The organism is Streptacidiphilus cavernicola (assembly GCF_042510955.1).
In the GTDB taxonomy this organism is placed as follows: Bacteria; Actinomycetota; Actinomycetes; order Streptomycetales; family Streptomycetaceae; genus Streptacidiphilus; species Streptacidiphilus cavernicola.
The window spans coordinates 1-15936 of sequence record NZ_JBHFAB010000042.1 but is presented as its reverse complement, the minus strand read 5'-3'; the positions used below and the strand labels follow the sequence as shown (position 1 = coordinate 15936).

Sequence of the window (15936 nt, the reverse complement as noted above, 5' to 3'; positions counted from 1 at the left end):
AGATCGGGCTGCGGGGACGGCAGCGCCGGTGCGGTGGCCGGATGAGTGAGAATCACACTCGATGACAATCTCGTTGTCAATGCCATTGACAGCGGCCCACCGGTTACGATCGGATCAATTCGCTGAGGGTCGGCCACGGCCGCGCACGGGAGGAGCCGCGATGGCGGAGCAGGGCACGACAACGGCCAGGCGGCGGGTGGCGCTCACCCGCGAGGCCATCGTCGAGGCGGCCATCCGGCTCTGCTCGCCGGAGGGCGGCGGGGTGCTGACGTTCAGTCGGCTGGGCAAGGAGCTGGGCGCCGACCCCACCGCGGTCTACCGACACTTCCGCGACAAGGACGAGCTGATCCTCGCGATGACCACGGTCATGGTCGAGGAGGCGGTGGCGCTGGCCTCGGTGGACGCGCTCGGCCCGGACCGCTGGCGGGAGTCGCTCACCGGCTCCGCCCGCGCCGTCCGCGCGGTCTACCTGGAGCGCCCGGCACTGGCGGTGCTGGCGGCGGTCCGCACCACCGCGAGCGACGTGGAGACGTCCAGCGTGGAGCAGATCATCGGGATGCTGCACGGCGCGGGCCTGCCGGTGATCGAGGCGGCCGAGTGCTGCCGGATGCTGCTCGACCTCACCCTGGCGATGACCCAGTCGTCGGCGGCGTTCCTGGTGCTGGACAAGGAGTCGCAGGCCAAGGACGACGCGGCCTGGTCGGTCCAGTACGGGCTGCTGCCCGAGGACCGCTACCCGCTGCTGCACCAGAGCGCGGCCCGGCTGACCGAGCTGTTCCGCGACGACGCCCAGGTCTTCGAGCTGGTGCTGAGCACCTTCCTGGACGGCGTCGCGCTCAAGATCGAACGGGCCAGGGCCGAACAGGCCCGGACTGAACGAACCCGGACCGAACAGGCCCGGAAGGGGTCAGCCCTCGGCTGACTCCGCCTCCGCCTGCTTCTCCGCCTCCTCCTCGGCCCAGAGCCGGTGCTCGCGCCGCGCCCAGGCCGGGGAGACCCGCCCGGTCCGCATCCCGTGCCGGGCCTCCGGGTCCTTCATCGCCATCCGGACGTGCCCGATCACCAGCACCCCGACCAGCAGCGCCAGCCAGTCGTGGACGAAGGTCGCCCCGGTGCGCCAGGTCAGCGAGGACAGGTGCGGGAACCACATCAGCAGCCCGGTGCCCATCATCACCAGGGTCGCCCCGGCGATCAGCGCCGCGTAGAGCTTCTGCCCGGCGTTGAACTTCCCGGCGGCCCCGGCCGCCCGGGTGCCGTAGCGCATCGCCCGCCAGGCCCAGCCCTTGTCCTGCGGGCCGAAGCGGTTCAACCGGCGCAGGTCGGCCCGCAGCGAGCGGAAGAAGATGCCGGCCAGCAGCGGCGCCGGCAGCGCGATCCCGGCCCACTCGTGCACCGTCACCAGCAGCCTGCGCCGCCCCACCAGCTCGGCCAGCATCGGCAGGTAGAGGAACGCCGCGGTGACGATCGCGACCATCATCAGCGTGGAGCTGGTCCGGTGCACCCAGCGCTCGGCGGTGCTGAACCGGTACAACTCCTGGTTCTCAGCCGGAGGTCGGGTCATCGTCGCGCCCGTTGGACCGCCCGACCCATGCTTCGACGTCATAGCCGTAGTGCTCCCAGTACCCGGGCATGACCCGGTCGGTGACGGTGATCCCGGACAGCCACTTGGCCGACTTGTAGAAGTACATGGGCGCCGCGTACAGCCGGACCGGGCCGCCGTGCGCGTCGGTGACCGGGGCGCCGTCCATCTGGTGCGCCACCATCATGTCCGGCCGCCGGGCCTCGTCCAGGGTCAGGCTCTCGCTGTAGACCCCGTCGAAGCAGGTGAAGCGGAGCGCCTTGCCGGTCGGCTTCACCCCGGCCGCGTCCAGCAGCCGGGACAGCAGCACCCCGGTGAACTCGGTGTTCGGCACCCGCCACCCGGTGACGCACTGCACGTCCTTGACCAGCTTGGTCTGCGGCATCGCCAGCAGGTCGGCCAGCGAGTAGGTGGCCGGCTTGTCCACCAGGCCGTCCACGGTCAACCGGTAGTCGGCGGCGCTGCGGTGCGGGATGGAGTCGGAGACGGAGTAGAAGCGGAAGCCCCCGCCGCCGGGCAGCAGGCCGGTCAGACCGGTCGGGTCCTTGCTGCTCACCGTGGCCAGCGTGCCGTCCAGCCAGTTCTGCGCCTTCGCCCCGACCGCCACGCCGACCGCGCCCAGCGCGGCCACGCCGAGCACGACCCTGCGCCCCACCGGCTTGCCCTCAGCCGCCCCGTCCCTGTCCATACATCGATTGGAACACCAGGCACGGGCAATGACCAGGAAAAACGGCCCGCTGTCAGGGTTCGGTAATGATCTGCCGCCGCCCGGCACCGGCTCCGCGGCGCAGCGCGGGCTCCCGACCGGCCGGAACCAGGCAAGATAGTGCCGTGACCTTGACTGATCTGATCCCCGCCGACCCCCAGCCCGACGACCTCTTCACCGCGTTCGCGGGCTGGGCGGAGGAGCGCGGGATCACCCTCTACCCCGCGCAGGAGGAGGCGCTGATCGAGATCGTCTCCGGGTCCAACGTCATCCTGAACACCCCCACCGGATCGGGAAAGAGCCTGGTCGCGGCCGGTGCGCACTTCGCCGCGCTGGCCCGGAACGAACGCACCTTCTACACCGCGCCGATCAAGGCCCTGGTCTCGGAGAAGTTCTTCGACCTGGTGAAGATGTTCGGCACCAAGAACGTCGGCATGATGACCGGCGACGCCAGCGTCAACCCGATGGCGCCGATCATCTGCTGCACCGCCGAGGTGCTGGCCAGCATCGCGCTGCGGGACGGCGCGCAGGCCGACGTCGGCCAGGTGGTGATGGACGAGTTCCACTTCTACGCCGAACCGGACCGCGGCTGGGCCTGGCAGGTGCCGCTGATCGAACTGCCGCAGGCGCAGTTCCTGCTGATGTCGGCGACCCTCGGCGACGTCCGCCGGTTCGAGGCCGACCTCAAGCGCCGCACCGGCCGCCCGACCACCACGGTCAGCTCGGTCACCCGCCCGGTGCCGCTGTTCTACGAGTACCAGCGCACCCCCATCCACGACACCCTGGAGACGCTGCTCGGCACCGGCCAGGCGCCGGTCTACGTGGTGCACTTCACCCAGGCCGCGGCGGTGGAGCGGGCGCAGGCGCTGATGAGCATCAACATGTGCTCCAAGGCCGAGAAGGACGCCATCGCCGCGCTGATCGGGCACTTCCGCTTCACCACCAAGTTCGGCCGCAACCTGTCCCGCTTCGTCCGGCACGGCATCGGCGTGCACCACGCCGGAATGCTGCCCAAGTACCGGCGGCTGGTCGAGCGGCTGGCCCAGGCCGGGCTGCTCAAGGTCATCTGCGGCACCGACACCCTCGGCGTCGGCGTCAACGTGCCGATCCGCACCGTGCTGTTCACCGCGCTGTCCAAGTACGACGGACAGCGGGTCCGGCTGCTGCGCGCCCGGGAGTTCCACCAGATCGCCGGACGGGCCGGACGGGCCGGGTTCGACACCGTCGGCACGGTCGTCGCGCAGGCCCCTGAGCATGTCACCGAGAACGACAAGGCCCTGGCCAAGGCCGGTGACGACCCCAAGAAGCGGCGCAAGGTGGTCCGCAAGAAAGCACCGGACGGCTTCATCTCCTGGGGCGAGGAGACCTTCACCAAACTGATCGAGGCCCAACCGGAGCCGCTGGTCTCCAAGTTCCGGGTCAGCCATCTGATGCTGCTCTCGGTGATCAACCGCCCCGGCAACGCCTTCGAGGCGATGCGGCACCTGCTGATGGACAACGACGACGACCCCAGGTCGCGCCGCCGCCACATCAGCGAGGCCATCGCCATCTACCGCTCGCTGCTGGCCGGCGGCGTGGTCGAACGGCTGGACACCCCGGACGAGACCGGCCGGATCGTCCGGCTCACCGTCGACCTGCAGTCCGACTTCTCGCTGACCCAGCCGCTGTCGACCTTCGCCCTGGCCGCGTTCGACCTGCTGGACGTGGAGTCCCCCTCCTACGCGCTGGACGTGCTCAGCGTGGTCGAGGCCACCCTGGACGACCCCCGGCAGATCGTCGCCGCCCAGGAGAACAAGGCCCGCGGCGAGGCCGTCGCCGAGATGAAGCGGGACGGCGTCGAGTACGAGGAGCGGATGGAGCGGCTCCAGGAGATCAGCTACCCCAAGCCGCTGGAGGAACTGCTCGGCCACGCCTACGAGGTCTACCGCCGGGTGCACCCGTGGATCGGCGACCACCCGCTGCGCCCCAAGACCGTCGCCCGCGACCTCTACGAGCGCGCGATGACCTTCACCGACTACGTCGGCTTCTACGAGCTGGCCAGGACCGAGGGCCTGGTGCTGCGCTACCTGGCCGGCGCCTACAAGGCGCTGGAGCACACCATCCCGGACGACCTCAAGTCCGAGGACCTGCGCGACCTGATCTCCTGGCTCGGCGAGCTGGTCCGCCAGGTCGACTCCAGCCTGCTGGACGAGTGGGAGAAGCTGGCCAACCCGGAGGACGAGGAGGAGGTCGCCCCGTCCCTGGACGAGAAGATCCAGCCGGTCACCGCCAACGTCCGCGCCTTCCGGGTGCTGGTCCGCAACGCGATGTTCCGGCGAGTCGAACTCGCGGCGCTGGAGCGCTACTTCGACCTCGGCGAGCTGGACGCCGAGGGAGGTGTCGCGCAAGGCGCGTCGGACAAGGGTGGTGGTGGGCGACGGGAGGGCGGCTGGGACCAGGAGAAGTGGGCCGGGGCCATGGACGGGTACTGGGACGAGCACGACGACCTCGGCACCGGACCGGACGCGCGCGGGCCGAAGATGCTGATCATCGACGACGAGTCGGTCCAGGGCGCGTGGCTGGTCCGGCAGGTCTTCGACGACCCGGCCGGGGACCACGACTGGGGCATCAGCGCCGAGGTCGACCTCGCCTCCTCCGACGAGGAGGGCCGCGCGGTGCTCCGGGTCACCGCGGTGGACCGGATGTAGCGGCTGCGGCCGGTCAGGGCCGCCGCAGCAGCACGAAGCCGTCCTGGTCGACCACCGGCCGGTAGCCGTCGGCCCGGTACTCGGCGAGCAGCCGGTCGGTGTCGGCCACTGCGCAGGGGACCTTGACGCTGGGGTCGGTCAGGTCGGCGACGACCCACTGCGGCCGGGTCTGCGTCGGCCCCTGCGGCTGGCAGACCAGGCTGACCGTGTCACGGTGGGTCAGCTGGGCGGAGAGGTGGTTGGACGCGGCGACGGTGGCGCCGTCGGGTATTCGGGCCAGCAGCCGCCGGGCCTCGGCGACCCGGGGACTGACGCTCCAGGCCGACGGCATGACCACCTCGTGCAGCGGATACAGCGGGATGGTGACCGCGGTGACCAGCGCGCCGACGGCCAGCCCGCGTTTGCCGCTCCGCGCGGGCAGCCGGTCCAGGGCGTCGATCATCGCCGCGAACACCAGCGGCATCAGCACCGCGCTGTAGTGGTAGCTGACCCCCCAGTAGTGCGGATTGTCGGACAGCAGCCGCCAGGCCAGCGTGGGCAGGCAGAGCAGCGCCAGCGGCGTGCGCAGGCAGAGAAAGCCGGTCGGCGCGGCCAGCAGGAACAGCAGCAGCCACTTCACCGGCGGCCAGCCCAGGTGCAGCAGCGCGTGCGGCAGCCCGCCCCCGGCGCCGCCGAGCCCGGCTCCGGCGCCGCCGCCGGGCAGCTGGTTCATGTAGTCGAAGGTGCCGTGCGGGTTCATCGCCGGAAGCAGCACCAGCACCTCGACCGCGGTCCCGGCCAGCCCGACCACGGCGAGCCCCAGCCCCCACCAGCGCAGACCGCTCCGCTCCCGGGCGCCCTGTTCCCGGCCGCCCTGTTCCCGCCTGCCCGCCTGCCGACCGCCGCCCGCCTTCCAGCCCTGCCAGGCGATGTAGCCGCCGACAGCCGCGACGGTCAGCCCCTGGTCCTCCTTGACCAGCAGCAGCGGCAGCGACCACAGCGTGGCGGCCCGCCAGCGCCGGTGGCCCAGCGCGGTGGCCGCGAAGGCCAGCAGCGGCACCGCGAAGGCGATCTCGTGGAAGTCGTCGGAGACCGCCTTGACGATCCCCCAGGACGCCCCGACCAGGCAGCCGACCAGCAGCGCGGTCCGCGGCCCGCGCACCTCGTGCGCCCAGCGGGTCAGCGGGACCACGGCCAGCGCCATCAGCGCGGCCTGCGCCACCAGCAGCGTGAGCGCCGAGGGGAAGACCCGGTAGAACGGCGCCAGCAGCACCAGCACCGGGTGGAAGTGGTCCCCGAGCAGGTTGTAGCCCGGCCCCTTGAGCGCCACGATCGGCGCCCGCCCGTGGGCGTAGGCGCGGACCGCCTCCTCGAAGATGCCGAGGTCGTACCCCTGGCTGACCATCCGCCGGTAGCGCAGCACCGACACGCAGCAGTAGAGCGCGAAGAACACCCCCGCGAGCCCCCAGGCCAGCCGGTTCGGGGGTACGCCACGGCGGTCCGCGGCCGACTCGGACATGGCGGGGCGTAGGTCGAGCAAGGGTCTGCGCTCTTTCCGGTATACGAAGTGCACCACACTGCTGCACACCCGTCCGGTCGTCAAACAGCTGCGCTGCCCACCGACACGCGCGCCCTTCACCGACCGGTTCCCGGCAAGCCCCACGCCGAGCCCTTACCCAGCTCTCGTACCCTCATAGGTGCACCGTCCTACCCCCGCAGCCACCCCGCAGATAAAGAGGTCACCGCGTTGATCCGTGTGGTCATCGTCGACGACGAGACACTCGTCCGGTCCGGTCTGAGCCTGATCGTCGGCTCGGCCCCCGACATCGAGGTCGTCGCGACCTGTCCCGGCGGGGAGGCCGTGGACACCGTCACCGCGCACGAACCCCAGGTGGTCCTGCTCGACATCCGGATGCCGGACGTGGACGGGCTCACCGTGCTGCGCGCGCTGCGGGCGCTCCCCCGCCCGCCCGCGGTGGCGATGCTCACCACCTTCGACACCGACGAGTACATCGGCACGGCGCTGCGGGCCGGCGCGTCCGGCTTCCTGCTCAAGGACACCGACCCGGAGCAGCTCACCCAGGCGGTGCGCACCCTGGCCGCGGGCGGCCGGGTGCTCTCCCCCGCGGTGACCGACACCGTCATCGCCGGCTACCTGGACGCGGGCCCCGACCGGCAGACCGCCGCCCGGCTGAGCACCATGACCACCCGTGAGCTGGACGTGCTGACCCTGCTCGGCGAGGGCCTGTCCAACGCGGAGATCGCCGGACGGCTGTTCCTCAGCACCGGCACGGTGAAGGACCACATCAGCGCGATCCTGGCCAAACTGGGCACCTCCAACCGGGTCCAGGCCGCGGTCTTCGCGCACCAGGCCGGACTGCTCGACGGCGGGGAGCCGCCCCGGTGAGCGACGCGTCGGCCGGGCCCGCGCACTGGTACCAGCGCCCCTGGGTACTGCTCACCGCACCGGTGCTGCCCGCCGTGCTGGACGCGCTGCTCGCCGACGACCTGGGCTCACCGCCGCAGCTGTCCGCCTCGCTGCTGGCGGCGGCAGCGCTGCTGTTCCGCCGCCGCTGGCCGGTGCCGGTGCTGCTGCTCACCCTGCCGGGGCTGCAGGTCGGCTACATCTGGCTGGCGCCGATGCTGGCCCTCTACACCGTCGCCGCCACCGAGCGGCGGCGCCCGGTGCTGGCCACCGGGGCGGTGCTGGTGGCGCTGGCCCAGTTCCTGCCCTGGCCCTACGACGGGGTGGCCTGGGACCGCACCACCGCGCTGGCCGCGATGTACTCGCTGATGACCGCCGCCGCCCCGGTCGCGCTCGGCCTGCTGGTCCAGACCCGGCACGAACTCGCGTTTCGGCTGGACGAGTTGACCCGGGGTCAGCATCGGGAGCGGCAGCTGCTCGAACAGAGCGTGCTCTCCACCGAGCGGGCCAGGCTGGCCCGGGAGATGCACGATGTGGTGGCCCACCAGGTCAGCCTGATCTCGATCCAGGCCGCGGTGCTGCAGGTCCGCTCGGACGACCCGAAGGCCGCCGCCGAGAGCGCCCGGACGATCCGTCAGCTGTCGGTGCGCACCCTGGAGGAACTGCGGCAGCTGGTCGGCGTGCTGCGCGCGGCGGGCGGCGACGGGCAGGGCCCGACCCCGCAGCCGACCCTGGCCGACCTGCCCGGACTGATCACCGGCAGCGGCCTGGACGCGGTGCTGGACACCGAGTTCGGCACCCGCAGGCACTGGCCGGAACCGGTGGAGCGGGCCGCCTACCGCACCGTCCAGGAGGCGCTGACCAACATCCGCAAGCACGCTCCCGGCTCGACGGTCGCGGTGCGGCTGCGGTCCGGCGGCGGGCGGCTGCACGTGGAGGTCCGCAACGGCCCGGCCGCGCCGGGCGCGGAACCGCTGCTGCTGCCCAGCGGCGGCCACGGCCTGATCGGCCTGCGCGAGCGGGCCCAGCAGCTGGGCGGCACCCTGGAAACCCGCCGCACCGAGGACGGCGGCTACCTGGTCAGCGCCAGCCTCCCGCTGATCCCGACCCAGACCGCCCGCGAATAGCGGCCCCGCCCGCCGCTACGCCGCTCGCTCCAGCGCGGGCTTCTCGGCCACCGCCGCGCCGCGCCGCCGCCGTCCGAGCAGCGAGGGCAGCCGGGGCGCCGCGATGAAGCCCTCCGCGCACGCGTTGACCAGCGCGATCCTGGGCAGGTCGCGGCTCCGCTCGAAGAGCAGGTAGCGCGGCTCCCACTGCGGGCAGTACTTGGCGTTGGCCCGGTAGAGCGACTCGATCTGCCACCACCGCGAGAAGAACATCAGTACCGAGCGCCAGCCCCGCAGGAACGGCCCGGCGCCCAGCTTGGAGCCGCGCTCGAACACCGCGCGGAACACCGCGAAGTTCAGCGACACCCGCTCGATGCCCAGCTGCCCCGCACCCTGCAGCAGCTCGATCACCATGAACTCCAGCAGCCCGTTGTCGGACCCGCGGTCCCGCCGCATCAGGTCCAGGGAGAGCCCGTGCTCGCCCCAGGGGACGAAACTGAGCAGCGCCCGCAGCCCACCGTCGCCGTCCCGGCACTCCAGCATCAGGCAGCGGCCGTCGGCCGGGTCGCCGAGCCGTCCCAGCGCCATCGAGAAACCGCGCTCGGTCTCGCCGTCGCGCCACTGGTCGGCCAGGCCGACCAGGGTCTCCATCTCGGCGTCGGCGATCTCGCCGTGCCGCCGCAGCGCCACCGTGTACCCGGCCCGGCGGACCTTGTTGTGCGCCTGCCGCACTCCGCGCATCGCCCGCCCCTCCAGGCTGAACCCGGCGACCTCGACGATCGCCTCGTCGCCCAGTTCCAGCGCGTCCAGGCCGTGCCGGGCGTAGACCGTGCCGCCCTCCTCGCTGGCCCCGGTGACGGCGGGGACCCAGGCGTGCTCGCGGGCCTGCTCCAGCCAGCGCTCGATCGCGCCGGGCCAGGCCTCCACGTCCCCGATCGGGTCGCCGGAGGCCAGCGACACCCCGCCGAGCACCCGGTAGGCGACCGCCGCCTTGCCGGAGGGGGAGAACACCACCGACTTGTCCCGGCGCAGCGCGAAGTAGCCCAGCGAGTCCCGGTCGCCGTGCCGCTCCAGCAGCGCCCGCAGCCGGGTCTCGTCCTCGTCGCCGAGGAACTCCTTGCCCCGGCAGGTGCGGAACATCGCGAACAGCACCAGCAGCAGCACGCCCACGCTGAGCACGTTGATCGACACGTCCACCCAGCGCGGCACCACCACATGGAGCGCGTTCGGGCTGCCGAAGCCGAGGGTGACCACCCGCAGCAGCACATAGCGCAGCCGGTCGTGCAGACCGGCCCCGGCCTCGGTGTTGGTCGCGCCCACCAGCAGCACCCCGGCCAGCAGGGTCAGCAGGCCGCCGCCGGCCAGCACGCCGAGCGCCAGCCGGGGGTTGGACGGGTCGCCCTTGGCCCGGAACTCGCGGCGGCCGAGCACCAGCGCCGCCGCGAACAGCACCCCGACGCCCGCGCTGAGCCAGTTGAAGGGGTGCTGCCTGATCTCCGGGTGCAGCACCATGGACAGCGCCAGGTCCAGCGTCAGCAGGGTGCTGAGCACCGCGTTGGCGATCCAGGCGGCCCGCTTGTGACGGTTCATCATCACCGCCAGGACCAGCGCGAACAGGCCCGAGGCGAAGCCGGCGGTGAGCAGGTAAGGGGTGTAGAAGTCGACCGCGCCGTGGTGCCGGATCCGGTCCCGCAGCGAGACCGACACCGCCCCGAGGATGTCCAGGCAGGCGACCGTCCGCAGGTACCAGACGACAGCGCGGGCGCTGACGTGCTGGACCCGCGACACGGTTTCGGCTTCGGCTTCGGTTCGAGACATCTGCAACGGCTCCGTGGGACCGACACGACAGGGGTGGGCGGCCGGTGCGGAGTGGGTGGGCACTCACTTACCAGCACTACCAGGATGGCCGCGGGCGCGGGGCTCCGCGTACGCCCAGGGTCCTGACCGTCCCCCGCCGGTCGGCGGGAATCGGGTGGACCCGGGGCCGGTCGCCACCGCGGCGGGAACCGGGACGCGGTCCCCCGCGTCCCAGCAGCCCGCACGGCGGAACCGCGGTTGCGGCGGGGGGCTGCCGCGGGGGTGGCTGCCGCAGCGGAAGCGGCTGCGGCGGCGGCCGGTGGCCTAGGACCGCTCAGGCCGAGGCGGTCGCGGGCGCCTTCGCCGGGGCGGTCCGCGCAGCGGGCTTGCCGCCGGTGTAGTCGCGCCAGTCGGCCGGCTTCTGGCCGACGTCCAGCGTCCGCAGCTTGGCCAGCACCGCCGGGTCCTGCGCCTCCAGCCACTGCACCAGCTGACGGAACGACACCAGCCGCACGTCCGGCTGGACCGCGATCTCCCGCAGCGCCTGCTCGACGGACTTCATGTAGATGCCGCCGTTCCAGCTCTCGAAGTGGTTGCCGATGAAGTAGGGCGCCCGGTTGGTGGTGTACGTCCGGTTGAACCCGGCCATGTACGAGGCGTACGACTGGTGCTGCCAGTACGGGCGCTGCGCCGGGTCGCCGTTGATGTTGGCGTTGGACTGGTTGGCGAGCATGTTGTAGTCCATCGACAGCACCTGGAAGCTGTGCCCGGGGAACGGGATCGACTGCAGCGGGAACTCCCACAGTCCGCCGCGCTTGCCCGGCCACACCTGGTTGCCGCCGGGTGAGCTGGCGTCGTACTGCCAGCCCAGCGCCTTGGCGGTGGGCAGCAGGTTGTCCCGGCCGAGCAGGCAGGGGGTGCGGGAGCCGATCAGCTCCTTGGAGTAGTCGAAGGGCAGCGCCGGCAGGTCGTGGAACCCGGTGTGGGTCCGCCACTTGGTGACGAAGCCGACGGCCTGCTCGATCTCGCTGCGCCACTGCGACGGCGACCAGGTCCCGACGCCGCTGCTCGGGCTGCAGAAGTGGCCGTTGAAGTGGGTGCCGATCTCGTGCCCCTCCAGCCAGGCCGGACCGACCTGCTGCAGCGTCGCCCTGATGTGCTCGTCCTTGAGGTAGCCGATGTCGGAGGCGCCCGGCTTGTGCCCCGGCGGCAGGTAGAGGTCCTGCTTGCTCTCCGGGAGCAGGTAGATCCCGGAGAGGAAGAAGGTCATGGTCGCCTTGGTCTCCTGGGCGACCTGCCGGAAGTGCGAGAACAGCTTCTTGCTGTCCTCCCCCGCCCCGTCCCAGGAGAACACCACGAACTGCGGCGGACGCTGCCCCGGCTCCAGCCTCTCCGGCACCGGCTGGTGCGGCTGCGCCCCGCTGTCGGAGGTCGAACCGTCACCGATCAGCCGGGCGCTCGCCGCGACCGGCGACCCGGCCGCCCCCGGCGGCGCACTGTGCACGGGCTTGCCGGCCACCGTGTGCCCGTCGCCGGACGGAGCACCGGCCTGATTCCCACCGTCCGCGCAACCGGTGATCCCCATCGCACCGACGGCTGCGACGGCGCCCCCGGCGAGTACGTTCCTGCGGGACAGCGAGCCCATGGCATGTCTCCCGAACTTCGACGTGTACATCTGTACTGATACTGGGACGACTGACACATCCCAGCGGTTCGCCTCCCACAGTACGCACATAGCAACGCGGGCCCCGGCATCGCAAGCACCTCATGTGATCTTTCTTCCGGGGTCACGGTGTCCCGTCACGTTCGGCGGTCACCCGAACGAGCTACGGCCCACCTCGCGACCATGTCCCCGCACCTGACTGGGCGACAGTCCCCGAGTCGACCACGGCAGTCGGCGGGCCTCTGCGTCCCGGGGTCCCGGGACGGGAGTTCCGCCCTTCGTGATCCGGGGTTCACCGGGCCGGACTAGGGTCAGGCACCGTGAGCGACATACGAGAGCTGCACCGGCGCGCCCTGACTACCGCTCAGTCCGTCGTCGACCAGGTCGACCCGGACCGGCTGGACCTGCCCACCCCCTGCTCGGCCTGGACGCTGGGGCGGCTGCTCGCCCATATGACCGGCCAGAACCACGGCTTCGCCGCCTCCGCCCGGGGCGAGTCCGAGGACCTCTCGATCTGGGAGGACCGCCAGGTCGACGCCGACCCGGCCGGAGTCTTCGCGGCCTCGGCCGCCGACGTCACCGCCGCCTTCGCCGCGGACCTGACCCTGGAGCGCACGCTCTGGCTGCCGGAGATCCACCCGCGGTTCCGCTTCCCGGCGGCGCAGGCGATCGGCTTCCACTACATCGACACCGTCGTCCACGCCTGGGACGTGGCCGCGGCCATCGGCGCGCCGCTCGCCTTCGACCAGGACCTGCTGGACGCCGCACTCCCGATCGCCGAGTTCGTCCCGGACGGCGAGAGCCGACTCGCGCCGGGGGCGGCGTTCCGTCCCGCCATCGCGTCCGGGTCCGAGCCCGGCGGCCCGACCCTGGACCGGATCCTCGCCCTGCTCGGCCGCTCACCGCAGTGGAGCGCCTGACGGCCCGACAGCTGCCCGGTCCGGGGCCCGTCGGTCCGGGCCGGTCAGTGCCGAGCCCAGGCCGGTCCCGGGCTCAGTTCAGGTCGGTGAGCTGCCGCAGTGCTTCCGCCGTGGCGAAGATGTCCGCGCGGCGCTCCTTGGCGTGCTCGACCAGGTCCGCGAGCGCGAAGCTGTTGGGCAGGTGCTTGATCCCCGCCATCGCGAGATAGGAGCGGGTCAGCGTCGCCGCGTAGAACTCGTTCATCGGGCTGTCGAGCGGCGGGCACACCGCGAGGGTGTGCAGCAGCGCCGCCGCCCGCCAGCAGATGTCGCGCGGTTCCTCGTCGGCGACCAGCACGATGTCGCTCGCGTGCCGCGCTATCGCGGCACTGATCCCCGAGGGGTCCCAGACGGTCGGATCGGAGGGAAGGTGGTGTGCCAGAACGTTCCAGGCCCAGGCCTCATCAGCCTTCACGCGCTCTTCCGCCCGAACCGCTCCTGGAAGTAGGCCCAGTTCTCCTCGGTGTTGAACTCGGCGGCGGCGTCCAGGGACCGCTGACGGTCGGCGTCCAGCTCGCGCTTGGCCACCTCGGTCACCAGCGCCGTGATCGTCGTTCCCTCGGCCGCCGCCCGCGCCGCCAGCCGGGCGTGGAACTCCTCGTCCACCCGAATGGTGATGTGCTTCGACATGCCATCAGCGTACAGCGACGGCGCTGTACAGGCGACGCCTTCGCCGTGAGACCCGGGGGAGGCGGCCGGGGCGCGGGCGCCGTCGCCGCTACCTCGCTGCCGCCGCCGTGGACGTCACCGCCGTGGACGCCGCCACTGCGGCCACCCGCTCCGCCGCCAGCACCGTCTGATCCAGCAGCACCGCGATCGTCATCGGACCCACTCCGCCCGGAACCGGCGTCAGCAGCCCCGCCCGCTCCCCCGCGCCTGCGGCGTCGACGTCCCCGACGTTGCCGGGGTTGTAGCCAGCGTCGATGACGACCGCCCCCGGCTTGATGTCCGCACCCCGGATGAACTCCGGCCGACCGACCGCGGCGACCAGGATGTCCGCCGTCGCCACAACGGAGGACAGGTCGACCGTCCGCGAGTGGCAGTAGGTGACCGTGGCGTCCCGGGCCAGCAGCAGCATCCCCATCGGCTTCCCCAGGATCGGGCTGCGCCCGACCACTACGGCCCGCTTCCCGGCCGGGTCCACCCCGTACGCGTCCAGCAGCCGCATGATCCCGCCGGGCGTGCAGGAGACGAACCCGTCGTCGCGGCCGAAGGCCATCGCGGCGAACGACCACATGGTCACCCCGTCGACGTCCTTGGCCGGGGCGATCGCCTCGAACGCGGCCCGCTCGTCGATGTGCGCGGGCACCGGGTGCTGGAGCAGGATGCCGTGCACGGTCGGATCGTCCGACAGCGCCCGGATCGCCGCGACCAGCTCCGCCGTCGTGGTCCGCCCCGGCAGCGGCAGATGCCGCGACTCGATGCCCGCGGCAGCGCTGCGGCGGCGCTTCATCGCCACATAGGTGACCGAGGCCGGGTCGTCACCGACCAGCACGGTCGCGAGGCAGGGCCGCACACCCGTCTCCGCCAGCAGTTTCCGGGCCCGTTCGGCGGTGCGGTCCAGGGTCTCGCGGGCGAGCGCCGTACCGTTCATGAGCTGGGCGGACGCCGGTTCGACAACAGACATGGGCAACCCTCAGGTAGTGGTGGATCGCCCAGGCGCACGGCTTCTGTCCGAAGGCGGATCGCTCCCCGGTGGTACCCCACCCAAGCGCCAGTCACGTCCGCCCCACCACCCTACCGGCGCCGAAAACCCGTGCCCGAACGGCCCCGACCGTTGCTACCCTCCCCTCGATGACCACGACCAGCAGCACCCCGCACCCGCCGATCACCGCCGACGACGTCGCACACGCTGTCAGATCAGCGGTCGCCACGCTGAGCACGGCGCCCGAGGACGCGAACTGGAGCGCAAAGGCGGGCTCCCTGGACTGGGACTGCTGGGAGACCGCGCAGCACCTCGCCGACGACCTGTTCGCCTACGCCGTACAACTCGGCCCCGCCAAACCTCCGTTGGACACCCATGTGCCGTTCGGGTGGGAGCGGAAGCGTCCCGGCGGCCCGGCCAACAGCATCTGGGCCGACCGCGCCGCCGGCCCGGCCGGGCTGATGCAGGTGCTGGAGGCGACCGGCACGCTGCTCACCGCAGTCGTCCGCACCACACCGCCGACCGCACGGGCCCACCACGTCTTCGGCGTGTCCGACCCCGAGGGCTTCGCCGCCATGGGCATCGTCGAGACCCTGGTCCACACCCAGGACATCGCCAAGGGCCTGGGCCTGTCCTGAAACCCACCGTCCGACCTCTGCACCCGCGTCCTGCACCGCCTCTTCCCGGACGCCCCGACCGACACCGCCCCCTGGCCCACCCTCCTCTGGTCCACCGGCCGAACTGACCTCCCCGGCCAACCCCAACTAACCAACTGGCGCTGGCACGGAACCCCCCGTGGCTGACCTTCCCGGGGGGACTACGTAGGTAGCCACCCTCTCTCCTTGAAAGCGACCCGCGCAGTCTCCCAGCCGCCCGCGCCAGCTCGGAAGTCACCACCACAGCGAAGCCGTCCGCAATCCAACCCCCACCACGCGCGGCGGCCTGCCGTCGACCTGTGAACGAAAGCGCACCCCCGGCATACGAGAGTGGGGTCGGCCTTCGCCGTTGCTGCGGTGTCGGGTCCGTCTCGCGCCTCCGGCGCACTGCAGCAACGACGCGGGAGCCGGGGCGGGGCTCGGGTTGGTGCCTGGCCGCCGGGTCGGCGAGTGAATACTCACCAACCCGAACCACCCCGGGCCCTGCCTTGTTGTGGTTGCTGCTGTGCGCCGGAGGCGCGAGACGGCGCCGCCAGGTGTTCTACGGTGAGGGCCGACCCCACCAACCCGTCTGTTTTGTGTCTGGAACGCAAGTAACCCCCCTGACGTGTGGTCAGGGGGGTTACCTGTAATGGTTGTTCGGCGGCGTCCTACTCTCCCACAGGGTCCCCCCTGCAGTACCATCGGCGCTGTGAGGCTTAGCTTCCGGGTTCGGGATGTAACCGGGCGTTTCC

The 15936-nt window shown here is 71.9% G+C and carries 13 protein-coding genes, 1 rRNA gene, 1 pseudogene and 1 riboswitch; of the genes and pseudogenes, 6 read left to right on the top strand and 9 right to left on the bottom strand.

Going from position 1 to position 15936, the window contains the following annotated elements; genetic code table 11:
- The first annotated feature begins 160 nt into the window (after positions 1–160).
- Positions 161–922, top strand: coding sequence for a TetR/AcrR family transcriptional regulator (locus ACEZDE_RS33275; protein WP_380544771.1), 762 nt, complete (start codon positions 161–163; stop codon positions 920–922).
- Here the strand turns inward: ACEZDE_RS33275 and ACEZDE_RS33270 are convergent.
- Both ACEZDE_RS33270 and ACEZDE_RS33265 read right to left on the bottom strand, forming a co-directional pair.
- A complete protein-coding gene (locus ACEZDE_RS33270; protein ID WP_380544768.1) occupies positions 908–1561 on the bottom strand; it encodes a cytochrome b/b6 domain-containing protein in 654 nt (217 codons plus the stop codon). The genes ACEZDE_RS33275 and ACEZDE_RS33270 overlap by 15 nt on opposite strands.
- Entirely contained in the window at positions 1542–2267 is a 726-nt protein-coding gene (locus ACEZDE_RS33265) for a molybdopterin-dependent oxidoreductase (RefSeq protein WP_380544765.1), read from the bottom strand. Before ACEZDE_RS33265 ends, ACEZDE_RS33270 begins: the two co-directional genes overlap by 20 nt.
- Positions 2268–2410: 143 nt before the next feature.
- Here ACEZDE_RS33265 and ACEZDE_RS33260 point away from each other — a divergent pair, with 143 nt between their 5' ends.
- Positions 2411–4972, top strand: a complete 2562-nt coding sequence (locus ACEZDE_RS33260; RefSeq protein WP_380544763.1) for a DEAD/DEAH box helicase — start codon at positions 2411–2413, stop codon at positions 4970–4972.
- A 13-nt stretch (positions 4973–4985) separates the two neighbouring features.
- Here ACEZDE_RS33260 and ACEZDE_RS33255 read toward each other — a convergent pair whose 3' ends face one another.
- Entirely contained in the window at positions 4986–6491 is a 1506-nt protein-coding gene (locus ACEZDE_RS33255; protein ID WP_380544761.1) for a DUF2079 domain-containing protein, read from the bottom strand.
- A gap of 207 nt (positions 6492–6698) precedes the next feature.
- On the opposite strand from ACEZDE_RS33255, the gene ACEZDE_RS33250 reads away from it, so the two are divergent.
- Together ACEZDE_RS33250 and ACEZDE_RS33245 are read left to right on the top strand one after the other, a co-directional pair.
- Positions 6699–7358 (top strand): response regulator, encoded by a 660-nt coding sequence (locus ACEZDE_RS33250; protein ID WP_380544758.1) that lies wholly within the window; start codon positions 6699–6701, stop codon positions 7356–7358.
- Complete coding sequence (locus ACEZDE_RS33245) at positions 7355–8503, top strand: sensor histidine kinase (protein WP_380544755.1); 1149 nt, start codon at positions 7355–7357, stop codon at positions 8501–8503. Before ACEZDE_RS33250 ends, ACEZDE_RS33245 begins: the two co-directional genes overlap by 4 nt.
- A 15-nt stretch (positions 8504–8518) precedes the next feature.
- On the opposite strand, the gene ACEZDE_RS33240 is transcribed toward ACEZDE_RS33245, so the two are convergent.
- The gene (locus tag ACEZDE_RS33240; RefSeq protein WP_380544752.1) at positions 8519–10300 is read right to left on the bottom strand and encodes a phosphatidylglycerol lysyltransferase domain-containing protein; all 1782 of its coding nucleotides are present in this window, start codon (positions 10298–10300) and stop codon (positions 8519–8521) included.
- A gap of 313 nt (positions 10301–10613) precedes the next feature.
- Complete coding sequence (locus ACEZDE_RS33235) at positions 10614–11924, bottom strand: hypothetical protein (RefSeq protein WP_380544835.1); 1311 nt, start codon at positions 11922–11924, stop codon at positions 10614–10616.
- 338 nt (positions 11925–12262) lie between these two features.
- Between ACEZDE_RS33235 and ACEZDE_RS33230 the strand changes: the two genes are divergently transcribed.
- The gene (locus ACEZDE_RS33230) at positions 12263–12862 is read left to right on the top strand and encodes a TIGR03086 family metal-binding protein (protein ID WP_380544749.1); all 600 of its coding nucleotides are present in this window, start codon (positions 12263–12265) and stop codon (positions 12860–12862) included.
- 73 nt (positions 12863–12935) lie between these two features.
- Here the strand turns inward: ACEZDE_RS33230 and ACEZDE_RS33225 are convergent, their stop codons facing one another.
- The 3 genes from ACEZDE_RS33225 to ACEZDE_RS33215 all read right to left on the bottom strand — a co-directional run bounded on the left by ACEZDE_RS33225 (position 12936) and on the right by ACEZDE_RS33215 (position 14528).
- Complete coding sequence (locus ACEZDE_RS33225; RefSeq protein ID WP_380544746.1) at positions 12936–13316, bottom strand: hypothetical protein; 381 nt, start codon at positions 13314–13316, stop codon at positions 12936–12938.
- On the bottom strand, positions 13313–13531 hold the full coding sequence (locus tag ACEZDE_RS33220; RefSeq protein ID WP_123494149.1) for a toxin-antitoxin system HicB family antitoxin: 219 nt from the start codon (positions 13529–13531) through the stop codon (positions 13313–13315). The genes ACEZDE_RS33225 and ACEZDE_RS33220 overlap by 4 nt, the downstream gene beginning before the upstream one ends.
- 88 nt (positions 13532–13619) lie before the next feature.
- Entirely contained in the window at positions 13620–14528 is a 909-nt protein-coding gene (locus tag ACEZDE_RS33215) for a bifunctional 5,10-methylenetetrahydrofolate dehydrogenase/5,10-methenyltetrahydrofolate cyclohydrolase (RefSeq protein WP_380544743.1), read from the bottom strand.
- Between the two features lie 19 nt (positions 14529–14547).
- A riboswitch (ZMP/ZTP riboswitch) is annotated at positions 14548–14633 on the bottom strand.
- A 62-nt stretch (positions 14634–14695) separates the two neighbouring features.
- Here ACEZDE_RS33215 and ACEZDE_RS33210 point away from each other — a divergent pair.
- Positions 14696–15349 (top strand): annotated as a pseudogene (locus ACEZDE_RS33210) (maleylpyruvate isomerase N-terminal domain-containing protein).
- Between the two features lie 490 nt (positions 15350–15839).
- Here the strand turns inward: ACEZDE_RS33210 and rrf are convergent.
- Positions 15840–15936, bottom strand: a 5S ribosomal RNA gene (gene rrf / locus ACEZDE_RS33205); the annotation flags it as partial.